The organism is Streptomyces sp. NBC_00670 (genome assembly GCF_036226765.1).
Taxonomy (GTDB): Bacteria; Actinomycetota; Actinomycetes; order Streptomycetales; family Streptomycetaceae; genus Streptomyces.
Genome location: NZ_CP109017.1, coordinates 2,888,414 through 2,909,291 on the forward strand (window position 1 = coordinate 2,888,414; position 20,878 = coordinate 2,909,291).

Annotated in this window: 14 protein-coding genes; 5 read left to right on the forward strand and 9 right to left on the reverse strand. The window is 71.5% G+C overall.

Features of this window, described 5'->3' with window-relative positions; all coding sequences use genetic code 11:
- Positions 1-128 precede the first annotated feature (128 nt).
- Entirely contained in the window at positions 129-767 is a 639-nt protein-coding gene (locus OIE12_RS12805) for a TetR/AcrR family transcriptional regulator (RefSeq protein WP_329134830.1), read from the forward strand.
- Positions 768-915: 148 nt separating this feature from the next.
- On the opposite strand, the gene OIE12_RS12810 is transcribed toward OIE12_RS12805, so the two are convergent.
- The gene (locus tag OIE12_RS12810) at positions 916-1,776 is read right to left on the reverse strand and encodes an AraC family transcriptional regulator (protein ID WP_443053811.1); all 861 of its coding nucleotides are present in this window, start codon (positions 1,774-1,776) and stop codon (positions 916-918) included.
- 165 nt (positions 1,777-1,941) lie between these two features.
- Here OIE12_RS12810 and OIE12_RS12815 point away from each other — a divergent pair, with 165 nt between their 5' ends.
- A complete protein-coding gene (locus OIE12_RS12815) occupies positions 1,942-2,733 on the forward strand; it encodes an alpha/beta fold hydrolase (protein WP_329134835.1) in 792 nt (263 codons plus the stop codon).
- Here the strand turns inward: OIE12_RS12815 and OIE12_RS12820 are convergent.
- From OIE12_RS12820 to OIE12_RS12835, 4 genes are all read right to left on the reverse strand, one after another.
- A complete protein-coding gene (locus OIE12_RS12820) occupies positions 2,690-4,450 on the reverse strand; it encodes a hypothetical protein (RefSeq protein ID WP_443053812.1) in 1,761 nt (586 codons plus the stop codon). The genes OIE12_RS12815 and OIE12_RS12820 overlap by 44 nt on opposite strands.
- Before the next feature lie 184 nt (positions 4,451-4,634).
- On the reverse strand, positions 4,635-9,740 hold the full coding sequence (locus OIE12_RS12825) for an NAD-glutamate dehydrogenase (protein ID WP_329134837.1): 5,106 nt from the start codon (positions 9,738-9,740) through the stop codon (positions 4,635-4,637).
- Positions 9,741-10,439: 699 nt separating this feature from the next.
- Positions 10,440-11,108, reverse strand: a complete 669-nt coding sequence (locus OIE12_RS12830) for an HAD family hydrolase (RefSeq protein ID WP_329134840.1) — start codon at positions 11,106-11,108, stop codon at positions 10,440-10,442.
- Positions 11,109-11,233: 125 nt separating this feature from the next.
- Positions 11,234-11,749 carry a DUF6912 family protein gene (locus OIE12_RS12835; RefSeq protein ID WP_329134841.1) on the reverse strand — a complete coding sequence of 172 codons (516 nt, stop codon included), beginning with the start codon at positions 11,747-11,749 and terminating at the stop codon, positions 11,234-11,236.
- A gap of 345 nt (positions 11,750-12,094) precedes the next feature.
- Here OIE12_RS12835 and OIE12_RS12840 point away from each other — a divergent pair, with 345 nt between their 5' ends.
- Complete coding sequence (locus tag OIE12_RS12840; RefSeq protein WP_329134843.1) at positions 12,095-12,523, forward strand: Rv3235 family protein; 429 nt, start codon at positions 12,095-12,097, stop codon at positions 12,521-12,523.
- 216 nt (positions 12,524-12,739) lie between these two features.
- On the opposite strand, the gene secA is transcribed toward OIE12_RS12840, so the two are convergent.
- Positions 12,740-15,577: a preprotein translocase subunit SecA gene (gene secA, locus OIE12_RS12845; protein WP_329134845.1), complete on the reverse strand. Its 2,838-nt coding sequence runs from the start codon at positions 15,575-15,577 to the stop codon at positions 12,740-12,742.
- A 222-nt stretch (positions 15,578-15,799) separates the two neighbouring features.
- On the opposite strand from secA, the gene OIE12_RS12850 reads away from it, so the two are divergent.
- Entirely contained in the window at positions 15,800-16,369 is a 570-nt protein-coding gene (locus OIE12_RS12850) for a GNAT family N-acetyltransferase (RefSeq protein WP_329134847.1), read from the forward strand.
- Between the two features lie 131 nt (positions 16,370-16,500).
- Positions 16,501-17,697 (forward strand): winged helix-turn-helix domain-containing protein, encoded by a 1,197-nt coding sequence (locus tag OIE12_RS12855; RefSeq protein ID WP_329134849.1) that lies wholly within the window; start codon positions 16,501-16,503, stop codon positions 17,695-17,697.
- A 12-nt stretch (positions 17,698-17,709) separates the two neighbouring features.
- Here OIE12_RS12855 and OIE12_RS12860 read toward each other — a convergent pair whose 3' ends face one another.
- From OIE12_RS12860 to OIE12_RS12870, 3 genes are all read right to left on the reverse strand, one after another.
- Complete coding sequence (locus OIE12_RS12860) at positions 17,710-18,516, reverse strand: response regulator (protein ID WP_443053813.1); 807 nt, start codon at positions 18,514-18,516, stop codon at positions 17,710-17,712.
- Positions 18,517-18,742: 226 nt separating this feature from the next.
- On the reverse strand, positions 18,743-19,435 hold the full coding sequence (hpf, locus tag OIE12_RS12865; RefSeq protein ID WP_443053815.1) for a ribosome hibernation-promoting factor, HPF/YfiA family: 693 nt from the start codon (positions 19,433-19,435) through the stop codon (positions 18,743-18,745).
- A 314-nt stretch (positions 19,436-19,749) separates the two neighbouring features.
- Positions 19,750-20,721, reverse strand: a complete 972-nt coding sequence (locus OIE12_RS12870) for a ComF family protein (RefSeq protein WP_329134853.1) — start codon at positions 20,719-20,721, stop codon at positions 19,750-19,752.
- Between the last annotated feature and the right edge of the window lie 157 nt (positions 20,722-20,878).

Here is a 20,878-nt window from a genome sequence, read left to right on the forward strand (position 1 = left end):
GTGCGCCGGCCACTTGCCTGGCCGTCGGTACGTCGGGACGGGACCGTATCGTCGCAACGCGAGCGTAGGCCGAACCCACGTCGCAACGCAACCGTTTCGTCGTCACGCTCGCCCTATGCTTGGGCCGCATGACGAGCAGAGCCGACGCGGACAGGGAGCGCCAGGGCGGGACCCGGCGGCGACGGGCCCCGGCCGGGGCGGCCGTGCTCCGGCCCGAGGTCACGGAGGCGATCCGCGCGGCCGTCTTCGAGGAGCTGGCGGCCGTCGGCTACGCGCGCATGTCGATCGAGGGCATCGCCCGGCGGGCGGGCGTCGGCAAGACCGCGGTGTACCGGCGCTGGCGCTCCAAACTGCACCTCGTGCTCGACCTGGTCTCGGCGCTGGCGGTGCAGGGGCTGCCCGCCCCGGACACCGGCTCGCTGGAGACCGATCTGCGGCTGCTGTACGAGGTGACCTCGCGCGCCCTGCGCCACCCGGTGGCCGGTCAGATCCTGCCCGACCTGCAGGCGGAGGCGGCCCGCAACCCGGAGATCGCGGAGGCGCTGCAGAAGACCCTGCGCGAGGGCCAGCAGTCGGTGACCCGCGGCATCGTCGCGGCGGCGACGGCCCGCGGCGAGATCCGCGACACCGCCGACGAGAGCCTGGCCCTCGACCTCATCTCCGGCCCCCTGTACTGGCGCACAGTGGTAGCCCGCGAACCAAAGCTCCCGAAGGGCTATCTGGCAAGCCTGGCGAGGGCGACGGCGGGGGCGCTGCGGGCGTTGTGAGGGGGGCGCGCCCTTAGGGGCGCGGGGCTGTGCTTGATCTGCGGCTCCGCCGCGCGGACGCGAGCAACCGCGCTCCGTCAGGGGCGCGGGGAACTGCGCGACCAGCCACAATGCACCCGCACCCGCCGAACCCCCAGAACCCCCCGAGCTACTGGGCGCCCCGCCACTCCCCCGGAGGAACTCCCACCTGCCTCCGAAAGAACGCGACAAAGTTCCCCACATCCAGGAACCCGAGCCGCCGCGCGCAAGCGCCCACCGGCACATCCGTATGCGCAAGCACCCGCTTCGCCTCCAACAGCACCCGCTGATCGAGAAACGCCTTGGCACCCGTACCGGTCGCGGCCCGCACCGCCCGCGTCAACGTCCGCACGTCATAGCCCAGCGCACGCGCATAGGCGCGCACCTGGTGCCACTCGGCGAAGTGCTCCTCGACGGCGGCCCGGTACGCACGGAAGACCTCCGCGTGCCGCCCACCGGACGGCACCGCCCCCTCCACGCCGCCCCCGGCCGGCAGCACCCGCAGCAACAGCGCCGCCAGCAGATGGGACAACAGCCCCTCGGACGCCAGTGCAGGCGCCGTCACCACTGCCTCATGCTCCCGGCGCAAATGCCCGGCCGCGAGCAGGGCGAGCTCCAGGCGCGGCGGATCCAGCTCCCAGCCCGCCGGAACGGCGGCCTCGGCGGCGGTGAAGCCGGCCAGGAAGGCGGGCCGGAACAGCACCAGCGGACCGTCGCACGTGTCGACGTCGCTCCACCGGTGCACCATCCCCGGCCGGATCCACACGACGCTGCCCTCCCGCAGCCGGTAGCCGCGGAAGTCCGCCTCGTGGCCGCCCGCACCCGAGCCGACCAGGGCGAGGACGTGGAAGTCGGGCCGCTGCGGAAGCGCCCGGCGGCGCTGCGAATCCATGGCCCGCAGCGCCGCGAAGTCCAGCACCTCCACACCGTACGGCGCCCCCACCGCGGGCAGATACCGAAGCTGCCGCACCCCATCGTGTCCGTTTTCCACAACCACCGCGCCCCTTTCCCCCACCGAGCGTACGACGCCACTCGTACGGTCGGACGTGTACCCGACGACCAGGAAAGCGGCAGAAAAATGACGGAAACCACAACCCCCACACCCAAGCCCACACCTACACCCACGCCCACACCCACACCCGAAACGACGACAACCGTGCCCGTCCCCGGCGGCACCCTGGACGTACGCGTCGGCGCGGGCACCGGCCCCGCGCTGGTGTTCGCCCACTACTGGGGCGGCTCCGCCGACACCTGGACCGGTGTCCTCCACCGGCTCCCGCCAGGCCAGGCGACCGTCCGCTTCGACCAGCGCGGCTGGGGCACCTCCCGCGCGCTGCCGGGACCGTACGGTCTCGAACAGCTCGCGGACGACCTGGCCCGCGTGGTCGAGGCGTGCGTGCCGGGGCCCTACGTGCTCGTCGGCCACTCGATGGGCGGCAAGGCGAGCCAGCTCCTCGCGGCCCGCCGGCCCACCGGGCCGGCCGGCCTCGTACTCGTCGCCCCCGCGCCGCCCCGGCCGCCCGCCGCGGTGACGGAGGAGTACCGGCAGGGCCTCGCCCACGCGTACGACTCGCCCGAGACGGTGGAACACGCCCTCGACCACGTCCTGACCGCCACCCCACTCCCGGCCGACGTGCGCGCCACCGCCGTACGCGACAGCCTCGCCGCCGGGGAGGCGGCCCGGCGGGAGTGGCCGCTGCACGGCATCGCGCAGGACATCACCCGCGAGGTGCGCGACATCGAGGTCCCGGTGACCGTACTGGCGGCGGAACACGACGTCGTAGAACCGCCGGAGGTACTGCGCGAGCACCTCCTGCCGCACATCCCGCACGCGACCCTGCTCACGCTCCCCGGCTCCGGGCACCTGCTCCCCCTGGAGGCCCCGGCCGCCGTCGCGACGGCGCTCACGGACTTCCTGGCACGGCTCCCGCGCCGGCCCGCACACTGACGGCCTCGTACAGCTCCGCCCCGCCCGGCCCCGAGGCCACCCGCCGCAACCCGTCCGGCGGGGCCCCGTCACCCTTCGCCCACACGACCCACCGCACCCCGTACCGCCGTACGATCGCACGCCGTACGGCGGTGGTGGTGCCGGCCGCGTAGTACCGGCGCACCGCGTCGAGCCGCTCCTCCTCGTCCGCCAGGAAGACGTCCGGATAGCCCGGCGCGACGGTGTACGCCCCGTAGGCCGGAATACGCCGGGCCGGGCCCTTCCGCGCCAGCACCACGTCCCCGTACCGCACCCGGGGCGTGATCCACCCGTACCCCTGCCACGCCGGCGCGCTCCGCTCGGCGACCACCTCCGGCAGCACCCGGCGCGGCACGGCGTACCCCACGACCCCCACCTGCGCCCATGCCCCGACGGCGAGCGCGGCCCCCACCACCACGGCGAGCCCCGCCCGCCACCATCCCTGCAACACGTCCCACGCCGCACACGCCTCCAGGGCGACGGCAAGCTGCGCCGGAATCAGCACCGCGGGCAACACCCGCCCCCAGGACCAATGCCCGCTCACCCCGCCAAGGGCGAACACGACGACGCCGAGAACGAAGAACACGACCAACGCGTCCACCCGCACCCGCCAGGCGCGCACGCCCAGCGCCACCACACCGACCAGCACAAGCCCGTACCGCGCCGACAAGTTGTCGTACAGCGGCCGATGCACAGCCTCCAGCCCACCCCCCGCACGCAACAGGGAGAAGAAGTCGTAATAGGGCCACGCCCACAACAACACGCCCCCCAACACGACTCCCCCGAGCAACCGCGCCCCGAAAGGGGCGCGGGACTGTGCCAACCTGCGGCTCCGCCGCGCGAGCGCGACCAACCGCGCCCCGATAGGGGCGCGGGGAACTGCGCGACCAGCCACATCCCACTCGCACCCGCCCACGAACCCCTCCCCCCTCCCCCGAAGGCGCCCCTCCGGGGTCCAAGGGGCGGAGCCCCTTGAAAGGACGGGGAGGGTAGGGGCGGCGGGGGCGAAAAACCCCGCGACAACAACCCCCGCCACCCCCAACGAAGCCACCACCCCCGTGAACTGGTGCACCAGCAGAATCGCCGCCCACAACACCCCCAGCCCCAGAAACGCCCCCCACCCCGCCCGCAACCGAACCGCCTGCGTCACCCAAGCCCACAGATGAAACGACAACCCCAACGCCAACGTGCTCGGATAAGCGACCGTCAACGCAAGCGAGTCCAACCCCACGAACCCACTCCACGCGAAATCCCGCACCCCCCACAACAACACCATGCACAACACGGCCAACGGCCCCACCACCCGCGACGCCCGCGGCCCCCCACCCAGCACCCGCGCCCACCGCCACACCCCGGACACCAACACGAAGAGCGCCCCCACCGCCCCCACCCGCAACACGTTCCACACGGACAACCCGGACACCCGCGCGAGACACCCGAGCAGCACGGTCCAGGGCGAGTAGTAGGGACTGGGCGCATCCGCCCGCACGAGCGGATCACCGGGATGCACCAAATCGCGCCGCAACCGCTCCACGGTCGCCGCATGCATCCCGAGATCCCCGATCCACGGCAACCGCAGAATTACGAGCACCATGAGCAGCACGACCACCGCGACCGCCACCCGAAGCGCACCCACCCCCCAGGACGGACGCGCCGCCACCGCACCACGGACTTCCCCCTCGGAGACGCTGACAGTCACGGCCCGAAACCTCCAGGGAAGAACGAAGGGAGATACCAATACCCCTTTCAGCCAGAAAGAGTAGATATCCCACCGAAGATCCCCAAGGACCCCCGACAAACGCGGAGGGGCGCCCTCCCGAGAGAGGGCGCCCCAAACCGCCGAGCCGTCGGCCGACAACCGTCGAGCCGTCGGCCGACAACCGTCAGCTGTGCGACCGCAACAGCGTCCGCATCGTCCGCATCGCCACCGACAGATTCGCCAGGTCGAACGAGTCCGACCCCTGGATCTCCTCCAGGGTCGTCCGCGCCCGCCCGAGCAGCGCCGCGTTCTTCTCCTGCCACGTCTCGAACCGCTGCTCCGGCGTGGAGGTGCCGTTGCCGACGGTCAGGACGTCCGAGGTGAGCGCCGCGTGGGCCGCGTAGAGGTCCTCGCGGATCGCCGCACGGGCCATCGACTGCCAGCGGTCCGCCCGCGGCAGTTCGATGATGCGGTCCATCAGCCGGGTGATGTTCAGCCGGTCGGCGAGGTCGTAGTACACCTCGGCGACGGCCATCGGGTCCTTGCCGGTGCGGTCGGCGACGGACACGATGTCGAGCGTCGGGAAGGCGGAGGAGAACCCGGCCACCCGCGTGGCGAGTTCGTCCGGGACGCCGGCGCCCGACAGCTCGTCGTAGATCTTCTGGTACCACTCCGCATCCACGCCGCGCAGCAGCTTGGGCAGCTGGGACCAGACCTGCTCGACCCGCTCCTGGAAGAACTCGATGGTCTCGCCGAGCTGGAGCGGCTGCGGCCGGTTGTTGAGCAGCCAGCGCGTGCCGCGCTCGACCAGGCGCCGGGAGTGCAGCCGGATCCGGGTCTGGACGTCGGCCTCGACCTTGTTGTCGAGTTCCTCGACCGCGTCCCACACCGGTGCGGAGCGGAAGATGGCGCGCGCGGCGGTCTGCGCCCGCACGATCTCCTCGAGCGAGGCGCCGGTCTCCTCCCGCAGCCGGTGGAGGTACGTCGTACCACCGGTGTTGACGGTGTCGTTGACCAGCACCGTCGTGGTGATCTCGCGCCGCAGCGGGTGGCTCTCGATCGCCTCGGCGAACTTCTCGCGCAGGGCGGTCGGGAAGTACGCGTGCAGCAGACCGCTGAGGTACGGGTCGTCCGGCAGCGTGGTGGCCAGCAGTTCCTCGGCCACCGTGATCTTCGTGTACGCCAGCAGGACGGCCGTCTCGGGGCCGGTCAGACCGTTGCCGGAGCTGAGGCGCTCGCGGATCTGGCGGTCGGTGGGCAGGAACTCCAGGGCCCGGTCGAGGTGGCCGGCGCGCACCAGGTGGCGGATGAACCGCTGCTGGGCGTTGAGCATGTCCTTGGACTGGGCGAGCGCGTTGGCGATGGCCAGGTTCTGCGCGTAGTTGTTGCGCAGCACCAGGTGGCCGACCTCGTCGGTCATGCCGGCGAGGACCTTGTTGCGCTGCTTGACGGTGAGGTCGCCCTCGCGGACCAGGCCGTTGAGCAGGATCTTGATGTTCACCTCGTGGTCGGAGGTGTCCACGCCGGCGCTGTTGTCGATGGCGTCGGTGTTGATCCGGCCGCCCCGCATGGCGAACTCGATCCGGCCGAGCTGGGTGCAGCCCAGGTTGCCGCCCTCGCCGACGACCTGGACGCGCAGGTCGCCGCCGTCGACGCGGATGGCGTCGTTGGCCTTGTCGCCGACGTCGGCGTGCGACTCGGTGGAGGCCTTGACGTAGGTGCCGATGCCGCCGTTCCACAGCAGGTCGACGGGGGCCCGGAGGATCGCCTTCATCAGGTCGCCGGGGGTCATCTTGGTGACCTTGCCCTCGATGCCGAGGGCCTCGCGGATCTGGGCGTTGACCGGGATCGACTTGGCGCTGCGCGGGAAGATCCCGCCGCCGGCCGACAGCAGGTCGGTGTTGTAGTCGGCCCAGGAGGAGCGGGGCAGCTCGAACATGCGGCGGCGCTCGGCGTAGGAGGTGGCCGCGTCCGGGTTCGGGTCGATGAAGATGTGCCGGTGGTCGAAGGCGGCGACCAGGCGGATGTGCTCGCTGAGCAGCATGCCGTTGCCGAACACGTCACCGGACATGTCGCCGACGCCGACGACGGTGAAGTCCTCGGTCTGGGTGTCCACGCCCAGCTCCCGGAAGTGCCGCTTGACGGACTCCCAGGCGCCGCGGGCGGTGATGCCCATGCCCTTGTGGTCGTAGCCGGCCGAGCCGCCGGAGGCGAAGGCGTCGCCGAGCCAGAAGTTGTACGACTCGGCGACCTCGTTGGCGATGTCGGAGAAGGTCGCGGTGCCCTTGTCGGCGGCGACGACGAGGTAGGTGTCGTCCTCGTCGTGCCGGACGACGTCCGCCGGGTGGACGACCTCGCCGGCCACCATGTTGTCGGTGATGTCGAGCAGCGCCGAGATGAACGTCCTGTAGCTGGCGACGCCCTCCGCCAGCCAGGCGTCACGGTCGACGGACGGGTCGGGGAGCTGCTTGGCGACGAAGCCGCCCTTGGCGCCGACCGGCACGATCACCGTGTTCTTGACCATCTGCGCCTTGACCAGGCCGAGGATCTCCGTGCGGAAGTCCTCGCGGCGGTCGGACCAGCGCAGTCCGCCGCGCGCGACCTTGCCGAAGCGCAGGTGGACGCCCTCGACGCGCGGCGAGTACACCCAGATCTCGTACGCCGGGCGGGGCGCGGGGAGGTCGGGGATGGCCTGCGGGTCGAACTTCATGGAGACGTACGCGTGCGGCGTGCCGTCCTCGGCGTGCTGGAAGAAGTTGGTGCGCAGCGTCGCCTTGATGACGGTGAGGAAGGAGCGCAGGATGCGGTCCTCGTCGAGCGAGGCGACCTTGTCGAGCGCGGCGTCGAGCTCTTCGAGGAGGGCGTCGGTGATCTCCACCCCGGCGCGCTGGCGCTCGGGCGACATCCGCGCCTCGAACAGGGAGACGAGCAGCCGGGTGGTGTGGACGTTGTTGCGGAGGGTGGTCTCCATGTAGTCCTGGCTGAACGTGGACCCGGCCTGGCGCAGGTACTTGGCGTAGGCGCGCAGCACCATCGCCTGCCGCCAGCTCAGCCCGGCGCTGAGGACGAGGGCGTTGAAACCGTCGTTCTCGGCGCGGCCGGTCCACGTCGCGGCGAAGGCGTCCTGGAACCGCTCGCGGGCGTCGTCGCCCAGGTGTTCGCCGCCGCTCTGGGCGGGCATCCGCAGCCCGAAGTCGTAGATCCAGGCGGTGGTGCGGTCGGCGCAGCGCAGCTCGTACGGGCGTTCGTCGGTGACCTCGACGCCGAGCAGGCTGAGCACCGGCAGCACCCGGGAGAGAGAGACCGAGCCGCCCCGGCGGTAGATCTTGAAGCGGCGCTCGGCGGCGCCGGCGCCCACCGGCTCGTAGAGGCTGAGCGCAAAGTCCTTCTCGTCGTCCAGCTGTTCGATGTGGACGAGGTCGGCGACGGCGGCCCGGGGGCTGTGGTCGGCCTTGTAGCCCTCGGGGAAGGCGCTGGCGTAGCGGCGCAGCAGGGCGGCGGCGCGCTCCTCGCCGAGCTCGGCGTCGAGCGCCTCGGAGAAGCCGTCGGTCCAGGACCGGGCGGCCTCGGCGAGGCGGGACTCGATGCGGTCCTTGTCGGCGTCGGACAGCTCGGGCAGCTCGGTGCCCTGCGGGACGCGGACCACGAAGTGCAGCCGGGAGAGGATCGACTCGGTGTTCCAGGCGGTGAAGTCGACGCTGGTGCCGCCGAGCTCCTCCTTGAGGATGTCGATGATCCGCAGCCGGACGCCGGTGGTGTAGCGGTCGCGCGGGAGGTAGACGAGCGCGGAGTAGTAGCGCCCGTACTCGTCCTGCCGCAGGTAGAGCCGGAGCCGGCGGCGTTCCTGGAGGTAGAGCACCGAGGTGGCGATGGACCGCAGCTCGTCGGCCGGGGTCTGGAACAGCTCGTCGCGCGGGTAGGTCTCCAGGATCTGCGTCAGGTCGCGCCCGTCGTGGCTGTTGGGCGAGAACCCGGCCCCCTGGAGGACCTCCTCGACCTTGCGGCGGATGACGGGCACCCGGCGCACCGACTCGGTGTACGCGGCGGAGGAGAACAGGCCGAGGAAGCGGCGCTCGCCGGTGACGTTGCCGTCGGCGTCGAACTTCTTGACGCCGACGTAGTCCAGGTAGGAGGGCCGGTGCACGGTGGCCCGGCTGTTGGCCTTGGTGAGGACGAGCAGCTTGTGCTCGCGGGCCTTGGCGCGGGCGTCGGCCGGCAGACGCTCGAAGGACGGGCTGACCGGGTGGCCCTCCTCGTCGGAGTGGTGCGGGTCCGCGCGCAGTATGCCGAGCCCGGTGCCGGGGACGGCGCTCAGCGCGTCGTCGCCGCGCAGCTCGTACTCCCGGTAGCCGAGGAAGGTGAAGTGGTCGTCGGCGAGCCAGTGCAGCAGCTCGCGGGCCTCCTCGACCTGCTGCCCCGGCAGGTCGCCGGGGACCGGCTCACCGGGCAGCTCGTCGGCGATGCGGGAGGCGGTGTCCCGCATCTTCTCCCAGTCCTCGACGGCCTCGCGGACGTCGGACAGGACGCGCAGCAGGTCGGCGGTGATCTGCTTGAGGTCGGCGCGGTCGGTCTCGCGGTCGATCTCGACGTGGATCCACGACTCGACCGCCGCGTCCTGCGGCAGGTCGCCGGTGGGCGGGGTGGACAGCACCTCGAGCAGCTTGCCGGTGACGTCGCGCCGCACCACGAACTGCGGGTGGACGACGACGTGGATGCCGCGGCCCTGGCGGGAGAGGTCGTTGGTGACGGAGTCGACGAGGAAGGGCATGTCGTCCGTGACCACCTCGACGACGGAGTGGCTGCACGTCCAGCCGTTCTCCTCGACGGTGGGCGTGTGCACCCGCACGTTGGCGGTGCCCTGGGGGCGCGTCTCGGCCAGCCGGTAGTGCGAGACGGCGGCGCCGAACACGTCGACCGGGTCGCGGTCGGCGAGGTCCTCGGGGGCGGTGTGCAGGTAGTAGCGCTTCAGGAACGACAGCACGGACTCGCTGTCGGAGGTGTCGGGGGCGCCGGGCGCCGTGGGGGCCTCGGCGGTCGCCGGGGTCTTGGCAGCCGTGCGGCGGGCGGTGGGCTTCTTGGCAGCGGGAGTCTTGGCAGCGGGGGTCTTGGCAACGGGTGTCTTGGCAGCGGTCTTCTTCGAGGTCGTCGCCGGGGTGCCCGGGCTCGACGGGCCGTCCGGGGAGTCGCCCGTCGGCCCGGTCGGTAGGTGCCCCCCGACCGGGCTGTTCTCAGCTACGCGAGCCGCCCTTTCGAGCAACTCGGCCTTGGCTTCGTCCAGCTTGGTCTGCATTGTCCTCTGGCTCCTGTCGCGCGCCATTGCGTGACGTAGAAGGAAGTACGGTCTCTGCTCCGCCGTAACCGCCACAACGCCACGACGCGGAATGTCCGGTCTGCTTCGACGCTATGCCGCACGGTGGGACGGGCGAGGGGTTATCGGCCAATGTCGGCACCCCGGGGCACTGTGACGCTGCTCTCGGCACGCGTACCGCACCCCCGGTTGCCCCGGTGGGCGCCTGCGGCGCCCTCTCGACCGGGCCCCGCCCCGGGACCGCCTGACGCGGCCCCGGCGGATCAGCGGCCGCCGCCCGGACACGGCTCGCGGCCGTGCTCACCGGGCGCAGGGCAGGGACGACGACGCCCCCGCGAACTATCGCGCTGATCACGCCCACAAGGCTATCCCCCCAGCCCGTCCCCCCGTCATGAGCCGTATGTGTACAAAACCAGCCCCCGAACTTTGACGTTTCGCACAGAGAGAGAAACGGTTTCTTCACGTAACAGGGGGCGCTCCCGTCAGGGGCGCGGTCCTGTGTCCTCTGCGCGGCTCCGCCGCGGGGGGAGCGCGAGCAACCTGCGCCCCGCAAGGGGCGCGGGGAACTGCGCGAGAAGCCCCACCGGCGGTCAGCCGACAACGCACCCCACGGGGTCCAAGGGGCAGCGCCCCTTGAAGGGACGGGAAGGGTAGGGGCGGCGGGGGCGAAAAGACCTGCCCTCAGCCCCCCACCCGCTCCGCCACCGCAACCGCCTCCCCCAGGGAATCGACCACCGGCACCCCCGCCCCCTCCAGACTCGCCCTCCCGTGCGACCCCCCGGTGTACAGCACCGCCCCCACCCCCGCCCTCTCCGCAGCCACCGCATCGTCCACCGCGTCCCCGACCACCACCACCCGCCCCGGATCCACGCCACCCCCCACCAACGCCCCCACATGCCGCACCATGTGCTCCGCCTTGCTGCCCCCCGACGGCCCCGTCCGCCCGTCGACCCGCACGAAGTGCTCCTCGATCCCGAACCCCCGCACCAATGGGACCAGTTCCTCGTGCTCGTACATGCTCAGGATCGACTGGCTGTGCCCCGCAGCCCGCCAGCCACCGAGCAGTTCCACCGCCCCCGAAGCCAACCCGCACGCCGCCCGCCGCTCCGCGTAGTGCCGGCGGAACAACGCGTCCATGAGCTCCCACTCGGCCGCGGTCGGCAACCGCCCCATCAACCGCTCGTAGAACTTCGGCACCGGCACGCAGTACAGCTCGCGGTACCGCTCCAGAGTGATCGGCGCCAGCCCCAGCTCGGCGAAGGCCGCGTTCGTCGCCCCGATGATCGCGTCATTGTCGTGGAACAGCGTGCCGTTCCAGTCCCAGACGATGTGCACCCCACGCATCCCCATGCGAAAAAAGGTACCCACCCCCACTGACAACGCCCCGCCACCCGCCGCACGACGGGCTGCCGGGCAGGCGGGCAGGCGGGCAGGTGGACAGGCGGGCAGGTGGACAGGCGAGCCGACGGACGACCTCAGCCGCCGAGCCCCACCAGCTGCGGAATCTCCTGCGTGGCGAACCACAGCAGCTCGTGGTCCTCCGCCCCGTCGACGACGAACTGCGCGTCGTCGTCCCCCCGGTCCGCCGCCGCGAGCGCCCCCACGGCCGCCGTGACGTCCTTCTCCGCGTCCTCCGCGTCCACATGCACCGCCGCCGCCCGCGCGAGCGGCACCGCCTGGGAGACCCGCACCTCACCCAGCGCCGCCGGGTCGAGCCCCCGGCCGGGGTCGACGGACGTCCAGGCGTCGGGCACGTCCGCCGCCACGACCACCCGGCGCGGCGTCGCCCCCGGTTCGGCGGCGAGCAGCCGCAGCGAGGCCAGCGCGGCCCGGTTCAGCGCCGCGTACTCCAGTTCCTCGAGGTCGTCGGAGAGGTACCACTCCCGCAGGGCCGGCGTGACCGCGTACGCGGTGAACGGCCCCGCCCCCAGCTCGCCCGCCCCGTGCGCCTCGGCGAGACCGTGCAGGGTCAGGGGGACGTAGACGCGCATGACGTGCCGCTTTCTTAGTCGGACAGGGCGTCACCCCAGGATACGTGCGGGTGTCCCCCTTCGGGTTCCGGTCCCCGCGCCCGACGCCGTCCACCCGGCGCCCCGCACCTCACCCCGTCCGCACCGCCGTTTCCGGCCCCACCGAGGCCGTCGCTCACTCTGATAGGTGAATCTCCCGCGCCCCCGACGGGCCCCGCGCGCCCGTTGCGGCGCCGCCGCCCCGCCCCGTACAAGATCCCCACCACGAAGTTACCGCTCGGTATGCACCGACCTGCCGGCGCCGCCCGCACCTGCGACGAAACGGGGATGGCACATGAACAACGGGGACCGCACATGAACAAGGTGATGACCAGGACGAGGCGCCTGCCGGGCAGCCGCCCGCCCGTCCGCCACGACACCCGCCGCCCGGGCGCCGCCCCGCGCCGCACGGCACCCCCGCCGCGCCCCACGGACGTCTTCGCCGACCGGCTCCTGTCCGTCCTCAGCGGCCACCGCCCCGTCCACTCGATGCTGCGCCACACGGTGGGCCGCGCCTACGACGAACTGGCCTGGCTCGCCGAGCGCGGCACCCTGCGCACCCGCGGCGCCCGCCCCGTCGTCCAGGACATCGGCTACTTCATGCCCCGCCCCGGCGCCATCGAGGCCTTCGCCCGCATCGCCACCGGCGACCGCCTGCGCGCCATGGCCTTCCGCCTCGAACACACCCCCACCCACCACTGGCGCTGCACGGCGGTGGAACTGGAGGGCCCCAGGATGCCCGCGGACCCCGACTGAACCCTGAGGGGCGCGGAACTGTGTCAATCCGCGGCTCCGCCACGCGGGCGCGAGCACCCACTCCCCCAGGGGCGCGAGGAACCGCGCGACCAGCCACAACGCCGCCGCACCCGCCAACGACTCAACACCCCCCACCCCCGCACGCGCCCAACACGAAGGGCCGGCCCCCGAAGCCGGGGCCGGCCCTCAGTCATCCGCGCCTAGTGGAGCGTTCCGTCACTTCTTGCGACGCCGCCCGCCCTTCGCCTGCTTCCGCCGCTCCGCGCGCGTCAATCCGTCCGCCTCGGACCGCACCGGCTCCCCGTCGCTGGCGAACTCGCCCTCGACGACACCACCCTCACCGTCGACCGTCGGCGCCGAGAAGTGCAGCTCGCGCCGCTGCGGCGCGTCGAGCCCCTTCGCGCGGATCTCCGGGCGGCCACCGCCCGCCGGCGCGCCCGCCTGAGCCGGCACCGCGTCCTGCGGCGCCTTCTCCAGGGACGGGGCGGCCGCCGCGTCCTCGACCGGGACCTCCTCGACCTGCTGCTCGACCTGGACCTCCAGGTTGAACAGATAGCCGACGGACTCCTCCTTGATGCCGTCCATCATGGCGGTGAACATGTCGAAGCCCTCGCGCTGGTACTCCACCAGCGGGTCCTTCTGCGCCATCGCGCGCAGGCCGATGCCCTCCTGGAGGTAGTCCATCTCGTAGAGGTGCTCGCGCCACTTGCGGTCCAGCACCGAGAGCACCACCCGGCGCTCCAGCTCACGCATGATCTCGGAGCCGAGCTGCGTCTCCCGGGACTCGTACTGCTCGCGGATGTCGTCCTTGATGGACTCGCTGATGTACTCGGCGGTCAGCCCGGCCCGGTCGCCGGCCGCCTCCTCGAGCTCCTCCACGGTGACGCGCACCGGGTAGAGCTGCTTGAAGGCGCCCCACAGCCGGTCCAGGTCCCAGTCCTCCGGGAACCCCTCCGCCGTCTCGGCGGAGACGTACGCGTCGATCGTGTCGTCCATGAAGTGCTGGATCTGCTCCTGGAGGTCCTCGCCCTCCAGGACGCGGCGGCGCTCGCCGTAGATGACCTCGCGCTGCCGGTTGAGCACCTCGTCGTACTTCAGGACGTTCTTACGGGTCTCGAAGTTCTGCGTCTCGACCTGCGACTGGGCGGAGGCGATCGCACGCGTGACCATCTTGTTCTCGATCGGCACGTCGTCGGGGACGTTCGCCATCGACATCACGCGCTCGACCATCTGCGCCTTGAACAGCCGCATCAGGTCGTCGCCGAGGGAGAGGTAGAAGCGGGACTCGCCGGGGTCGCCCTGACGGCCGGAGCGGCCGCGCAACTGGTTGTCGATGCGCCGCGACTCGTGCCGCTCGGTGCCCAGCACGTAGAGGCCGCCGACCGACTCGACCTCCTCCTTCTCCGCCTGGACGGCCGCCTCGGCGCGCTCCAGGGCGGCGGGCAGGTTGGCGGCCCACTCCTCGATGTGCTCCTCGGGGTCGAGACCGCGCTGGCGCAGCTCGGCCTCGGCGAGGTCCTCGGGGTTGCCGCCGAGCTTGATGTCCGTACCGCGGCCGGCCATGTTGGTGGCCACGGTGACGGCGCCCTTGCGGCCGGCCTGGGCGACGATCGACGCCTCGCGCTCGTGGTGCTTGGCGTTCAGCACCTCGTGCTGGATGCCGCGCTTGCTGAGCTGCTGCGAGAGGTACTCCGACTTCTCGACGGACGTCGTGCCGACGAGGATCGGCTGGCCCTTCTCGTGCTTCTCGGCGATGTCGTCGACGACCGCCTCGAACTTGGCCACCTCGGTGCGGTAGATCAGGTCCGACTGGTCCTTGCGGACCATGGGCCGGTTGGTCGGGATCGGGACCACGCCGAGCTTGTAGATCTGGTGGAACTCGGCGGCCTCGGTCATCGCCGTACCGGTCATGCCGGAGAGCTTGTTGTAGAGGCGGAAGAAGTTCTGCAGGGTGATCGTGGCGAGCGTCTGGTTCTCGTCCTTGATGTCCACCCCTTCCTTCGCCTCGATCGCCTGGTGCATGCCCTCGTTGTAGCGGCGGCCGGCGAGGATACGGCCGGTGTGCTCGTCGACGATCATGACTTCGCCGTCGAGGACGACGTAGTCCTTGTCCTTCTTGAACAGTTCCTTGGCCTTGATGGCGTTGTTCAGATAGCCGACCAGGGGGGTGTTCACCGACTCGTACAGGTTGTCGATGCCCAGCCAGTCCTCGACCTTGGTGACGCCGGACTCGTGGATGGCGACCGTGCGCTTCTTCTCGTCGACCTCGTAGTCGCCGGTCTCCTCGATGCCCTTGAGGGGGTTGCCCGCCTCGCCCTTCTTCAGACGCGTGACCAGCTTGGCGAAGTCGCCGTACCACTTGGTGGCCTGGTCGGCCGGGCCGGAGATGATCAGCGGCGTACGGGCCTCGTCGACGAGGATGGAGTCGACCTCGTCGACGATGGCGAAGTTGTGGCCGCGCTGGACGAGCTCGTCCTGGGACCATGCCATGTTGTCGCGCAGGTAGTCGAAGCCGAACTCGTTGTTCGTGCCGTACGTGATGTCGCACAGGTACTGCTCGCGGCGCTGCGCCGGCGTCATGTTGGCCAGGATGCAGCCGACGCTCAGACCCAGGAACTTGTGGACGCGGCCCATCATCTCGGAGTCGCGCTCGGCCAGGTAGTCGTTGACCGTGACGATGTGGACGCCGTCGCCCGAGATCGCGTTCAGGTAGGCGGGCAGCGTGCCGACCAGGGTCTTGCCCTCGCCGGTCTTCATCTCCGCGACATAGCCGAGGTGCAGGGCGGCGCCGCCCATCATCTGCACGTCGTAGTGGCGCTGGCCCAGTACGCGCTTGGCGGCCTCGCGGACGGTGGCGAACGCCTCGGGGAGCAGGTCGTCGAGGCTCTCTCCGTCGGCATAGCGCTGCTTGTACTCGTCGGTGAGGGCCCGCAGCTCGGCGTCGGAGAGGTCGATGAAGTCCTCTTCGATGGAGTTGACCTGGTCCGCGATGCGGTGCAGCTTGCGCAGGATCTTGCCTTCGCCTGCACGCATGATCTTCGAGAGGACGGACACGGGGGTTTGTCTCCTTAGCCGATCGGGCCTGGGACGGTCGGTCACCACATGACAGTTTGAGCAACGGCCATCGTAAGCGAGGACCCCACCGCGCCGGGAGGTCTGTCACCGACAGCCACTAGGACAACGGACGGGCGCGGCGGAAGGTGCCGCCCGGGCACCACGAAAAGTAGCGCCCCCCTCACCCTGTGATCACCGGCGGGGCCCTGTGACCATGGACCCATGGAACCCGTCACACTCACCACCGAACGCCTCGTCCTGCGCCCCGTGGACCCCGGGGACGCCGACGCGGTGTACGAGGCGGCCCAGGACCCGGACATCCAGCGCTGGACGACGATTCCGTCGCCGTATCTGCGCGAGCACGCGGAGTCGTTCACGGGCGGACTGGCGCCCGACGGCTGGGCGGACGGCTCGATGTTCACCTTCGGTGTCTTCCTGCCCTCCGGCGAGCTGGTGGGGATGGTCAGCCAGACGATGCGTGCCCCGGGCACCGCCGAGGTCGGCTTCTGGGCGGCCAAGGAGCACCGCGGTCACGGCTACGTCACGGAGGCCACGCTCGCCGTCTGCCGCTGGGCGTTCCTGAGCCTGTCGGTCGACCGCGTGGAATGGCGCGCGGAGGTCGGCAACACGGCCTCCCGCACGGTCGCGGAAAAGGCCGGCTTCATCCAGGAGGGCACCCAACGCGCCGCGATCACCAACAAGGGCACCCGCAGAGACTGCTGGCAGGCCTCCCTGCTCCCGTCGGACCTGGGGCTCCCTTCGAAGGCCCCGTACATCCCCGCGCCCCAATAGGGGCGCGGGGAACTGCGCAATCCTCCAGGGGTCCGGGGGCGAAGCCCCCGGGGACGGGAAGGGCAGGGGCGGCGGGGGCGAAAACCCCCACGTCACCCCCCACTGTCAGACCCACCCCCTACCGTGACCCCATGCCCACCCCGACGACACCGGCACCCACCACCACCCTCACCGCGTCCGACGCCCGCCGCATCGCCCTGAAGGCCCAGGGCTTCCTCGGCGCCCCCGACCGCCGAAGCGGCCCCCGCGGCATCCTCCGCCACCTCGGCGCCGTCCAGCTGGACACCATCTCCGTCCTCGCCCGCTCCCACGAACTCGTCCCGTACGCCCGCCTGGGCGCGATCGGCCGCCGCACGATCGAGGACGCGTACTGGACGAGAACGGCCACGGGCGCCCCGCACGCCTTCGAGTACTGGTCCCACGCCGCCTGCATCCTCCCCATCGAGGAGTGGCCCCACTTCGCCTTCCGCCGCCGCGCCTACCGCGCCCGCCCGCACTGGAATCACCAACTCCCCGACGGCGCCTACGACCAGGTCATCAAGCAGCTGCGCGCGGAGGGCCCGCTCACCGCGACGGACCTGGGCGGCGCCAAGAAGACCAGCGAGTGGTGGGACTGGTCGGGCACGAAGGTGGCCGTCGAACGCGCCCTGATGTACGGCGAGGTGGTCTGCGTCGAGCGCCGCGGCTGGAAGCGGGTCTACGACCTCGCCGAGCGCGCCGTCCCCGCGGAGCTGCTCCACGACGACCTGGACGACACGGAGTGCCTGCGCCGCCTGGTCCGGCTGGCCGGCCAGTCCCTGGGCGTGGGCACGCGCGCGGACATCGCCGACTACCACCGGCTCAAGGCCGAGCAGGTCGACGCGGTGATCGCCGACTCGGGGCTGGTCCCGGTCACCGTCGAGGGCTGGGGCCGTCCGGCCTGGGCGGATCCCGCCGCCCTGGAGACACCCCCGCGCGGCCGCCACCGTACGACGCTGCTGTCGCCGTTCGACTCACTGGTGTGGGAACGGGCGCGCACGGAGCGGATCTTCGGCTTCACGCACCGCCTGGAGGCGTATGTCCCGCGGCCGAAGCGGGTGTACGGCTACTTCGCGATGCCGGTGCTGGCGGGCGGGCAACTGGTCGGCCGGGTGGACCCGGGGCGCGAGGGCCGCACCCTGGTCGCCCGTCAGGTGACGCTGGACGGCCCCAGGGCGGTCCCGGCGGTGGCCCAGGCCCTGCTGGAGGCGGCGACGTGGGTGGACTGCACGAACGTCCGCGTCGAACGGGTGGACGCCCCCGAACTGCGCGCACCGCTCCTCACGGAACTGGCCCGCGCACTGGACTGAGCGTCGGACCGGTCAGCGAATTTCGAGGATCTTCTCCCGCATCGCGTAGACCACGGCCTCCATCCGGGAATGCAGTTGAAGTTTCTCCAGGATGTTCCGCACGTGGTTCTTCACGGTGTTCTCGGAGATGAACAACTCCTTGGCGATGTCCCGGTTGTTCATTCCGGTGGCGACCAGCTTGAGCACCTCGAGTTCCCGGTCGGTGAGCCGCGGCGCGGGCACGAGCCGGCGTTCGTCCGTGCGCTGGATCATCGATTTGAACTCGGTGAGGAGTTTCGACGCCATCGAGGGGCTGATCTGCGACTGTCCGTCGGCGACCGCGCGAATGGCCGTGGCGACCTCGTCCGTGGAAATCTCCTTGAGGAGATATCCCGTCGCACCGGCCTTGATCGCGTCGTAGAGGTCGGCCTCCTCGTCGCTGATCGTCAGCATGATGATCTTCGCGCTGGGCGCCACCTCCTTGATCGAGGTGCAGGCCTCGATGCCACCGCGCCGGGGCATCCGGACGTCCATCAGGACGATGTCGGGCAGCAGGTCGGCGGCCTTGTCCACGGCCTCCGCGCCGTCTCCGGCCTCTCCGACGACCTGGATGTCCTCCTCGGCCTTGAGCACGATCTCCAGGCCGCGCCGGAAGAGGGCGTGGTCGTCCACGACCAGGACACGGATGGGCTCCTTGCGCGGGGCGCCCGCCGGGCCCGTGTCTCCCGCATCGCCGGCACCGCTCGTACCGCTCGTACCGCTCGTGCCGCCCGTGCCGCCCGCGTCCGCGGCGCGGCCGTCGGCGTCCGTCTCGCGCGCCGGTCCGAAGCTGTCCGCCATCGTTCCTCCCCCTGAAGGCTGTGGCCTGTGGTCCTGTGCCATCGCCAACCCAAGGCAACGGCCCACCGGTTGGGCCGGTGCGGCCATGATTCCATGCCACGGCGGCAGCGCGGTGACGGAGCGCGGTACGAAGGGGTGGCACGCCGGTGCCCCTGGGGGCGCACAGGCTCACCAGGGGCACGGTCGTTCCCCGCGTGTTCACGCCCGGCGGGGTCGGCCGGGGCGGTCAGCCGCCGAGCGCGCTGCCCGCGTCACCCGCCCCGGACCGGGTGACCATCGGGTCGGTGTTGAGGTGGATGACGCCGTAGTCGTAGGCGTGCCGCCGGTAGACGACGCTGGGTTCCTTGGTCTCGGAGTCGATGAACAGGTAGAAGTCGTGCCCGACCAGTTCCATCTCGTAAAGGGCCTGGTCGAGTGTCATCGGGGACGCGACGTGGGTCTTCTCGCGGACGACGAGCGGGCCGTCGCCCGTCACCTCGAGCGAGCCGATCTTCTTCGTCGGCACCGCTTCCCGTTCCGCCTCGGCGATGCCGCCGCCGTTGCCGGCCAGGGTGGCCGCGCCGGGGACGTGGTCGGCGACGTCGGCGGCCGAGAGCCGCTTCGTGCCGCGCCGTGCGCACCGCTTGTCGTGCTGCTTGCGCAGCCGGGCTTCGAGTTTGTCGGTGGCCAGGTCCAGTGCCGCGTAGGGATCGCTGGCCGCCGCCTCCGCCCGGATCACCGGGCCGCGGGAGCGAAGCGTGATCTCCACCCGGTCGGACCGGTCCGCCTGACGGGGGTTGGGCTCCTTGGACACCTCGACGTCCAGGCTGATCACCTTGCCGTCGAGCTTCTGGATCTTCTCCAGCTTCAGCTTCTCGGCCACGTGCTTCCGGAACCGCTCGGGCACCTCGGTCTTGCGGCCCTTGACGACGATGTCCACGCAGAACTCCGTTCCCGGATCGCTCCGCATCCCTGGCGGAGCATCTCCCTCTTGCACCAGGTTCCGGTGAGTGCCGGAACCTCGGACTCGGTGACGTCCACCTCCTCCTCCCCCGTGGGCGGGAACTCCATCCCACCGCTGCGAGTGAATACGGATCACCGCAGCACGGCGTTCGGATCGGCGAGGTACGGGCTGGGCCATTCCCTCACAACCGAACATATCTCGCCCGGACGGATGTCGTCACCCTCTACCGTGGCGTACCTCCGTTCAGGTGAATTGACCCTCTCATTACCTGCAACGACGGACGTTCTCAGTCAGTTCCGGTTGGTTTCGAAAGAATCCGACGGCGCGGCGACCACGGCCGCGCGAAGCAGTGGTCCGGCGGGCCCGGAAACGCCCGCCGTTCGCCGTTCCTCCGTTGCTTCCCCGGCAGCATCGCCGTACACCTGTGCGCGGGTGAAGGACGTGCGTACGGCACGGGCGGCTTCCGCGAGCGTGGCGCCGGTGGTCATCAGATCGTCGACGAGCACGATCCAGTCGCCCTTTCCCTCCAGCAGCCGTACGCCGCCGGGAACGACCTCCAGGGCACCGGCGAGGTTGGCCGCCCGCTGCGACGTGCTCAGCCCCGCCTGGTCGGCCACGGGGCGCCGCTGCCGCAGTACGGCCGCGACGTGGGCGGCGGTTCCCGTCCGCCGCAGCTCCCGCGCAGCCGCGAGCGCGATCCGCCGCGTCGCATCATGCCCCCGAGCCCGCACGACCCACCGCGCCGACGGCACGGGCACGAGCACCACCCCGCACCGGCCACCGCCGCCCGGCATACGGCGTCCGGCCCCGGGCGCGGTGCCATACCGACCGCCTCCTCCCGGCACGGCACACCCACCGCCCCCGGCCGGCGCAGCCCGCCCGCCATCGCCGGCCGGACCGTTGCGCCCGGCCCAGGCCGACACGCCGGTCCCGCCGCCCCCGGCCGGAACGCCGTAGGCGGTCGCGTCCTGGCTCCCGGCCGCGGCCCGCACCGCGCCGGCCAGCGCCGCTCCGAGCGGCGTCACGAGCGCGAGGGCGCCGCGCTCCTTGTGCGCGAGCAGAACGGCACGGACGGCGTCCCGGTACCCTGCGGCCGCATGCACGGGCGGCAGTCCCACCGTCTCCGCCCCTGGCCGCACCCGCCCCGGCACGCCCCCGCAGAGAGCCGCCCGGCACCCCTCGCACAAGACGCCCCGTGCCCGCCCACACCCCTCGCACTCCCCCGCCAGAACCAGCCCCACGACTTCCCGCCACCAGCCCATACCCCCACACTCTGCCGCATCCGGCCCGCGGCACGGCCGCCCTGTGGACAACGCGGAACGGCACCATTCGGACCGAGGGCGCGGCCCCCGGCGGGGTCGAAGGGGCGGAGCCCCTGGGGGACGGGAAGGGTAGGGGCGGCGGGGGCGAGAAACCCTT

Coding starts and splice junctions, on each gene's coding strand:
- OIE12_RS12805 (WP_329134830.1), top strand. CDS start 129: ATGACGAGCAGAGCCGACGCGGACAGGGAGCGCCAGGGCGGGACCCGG.
- OIE12_RS12825 (WP_329134837.1), bottom strand. CDS start 9,740: ATGCAGACCAAGCTGGACGAAGCCAAGGCCGAGTTGCTCGAAAGGGCG.
- OIE12_RS12830 (WP_329134840.1), bottom strand. CDS start 11,108: ATGGGGATGCGTGGGGTGCACATCGTCTGGGACTGGAACGGCACGCTG.
- OIE12_RS12835 (WP_329134841.1), bottom strand. CDS start 11,749: ATGCGCGTCTACGTCCCCCTGACCCTGCACGGTCTCGCCGAGGCGCAC.
- OIE12_RS12840 (WP_329134843.1), top strand. CDS start 12,095: ATGACCAGGACGAGGCGCCTGCCGGGCAGCCGCCCGCCCGTCCGCCAC.
- OIE12_RS12850 (WP_329134847.1), top strand. CDS start 15,800: ATGGAACCCGTCACACTCACCACCGAACGCCTCGTCCTGCGCCCCGTG.
- OIE12_RS12855 (WP_329134849.1), top strand. CDS start 16,501: ATGCCCACCCCGACGACACCGGCACCCACCACCACCCTCACCGCGTCC.
- OIE12_RS12860 (WP_443053813.1), bottom strand. CDS start 18,516: ATGGCGGACAGCTTCGGACCGGCGCGCGAGACGGACGCCGACGGCCGC.
- OIE12_RS12870 (WP_329134853.1), bottom strand. CDS start 20,721: ATGGGCTGGTGGCGGGAAGTCGTGGGGCTGGTTCTGGCGGGGGAGTGC.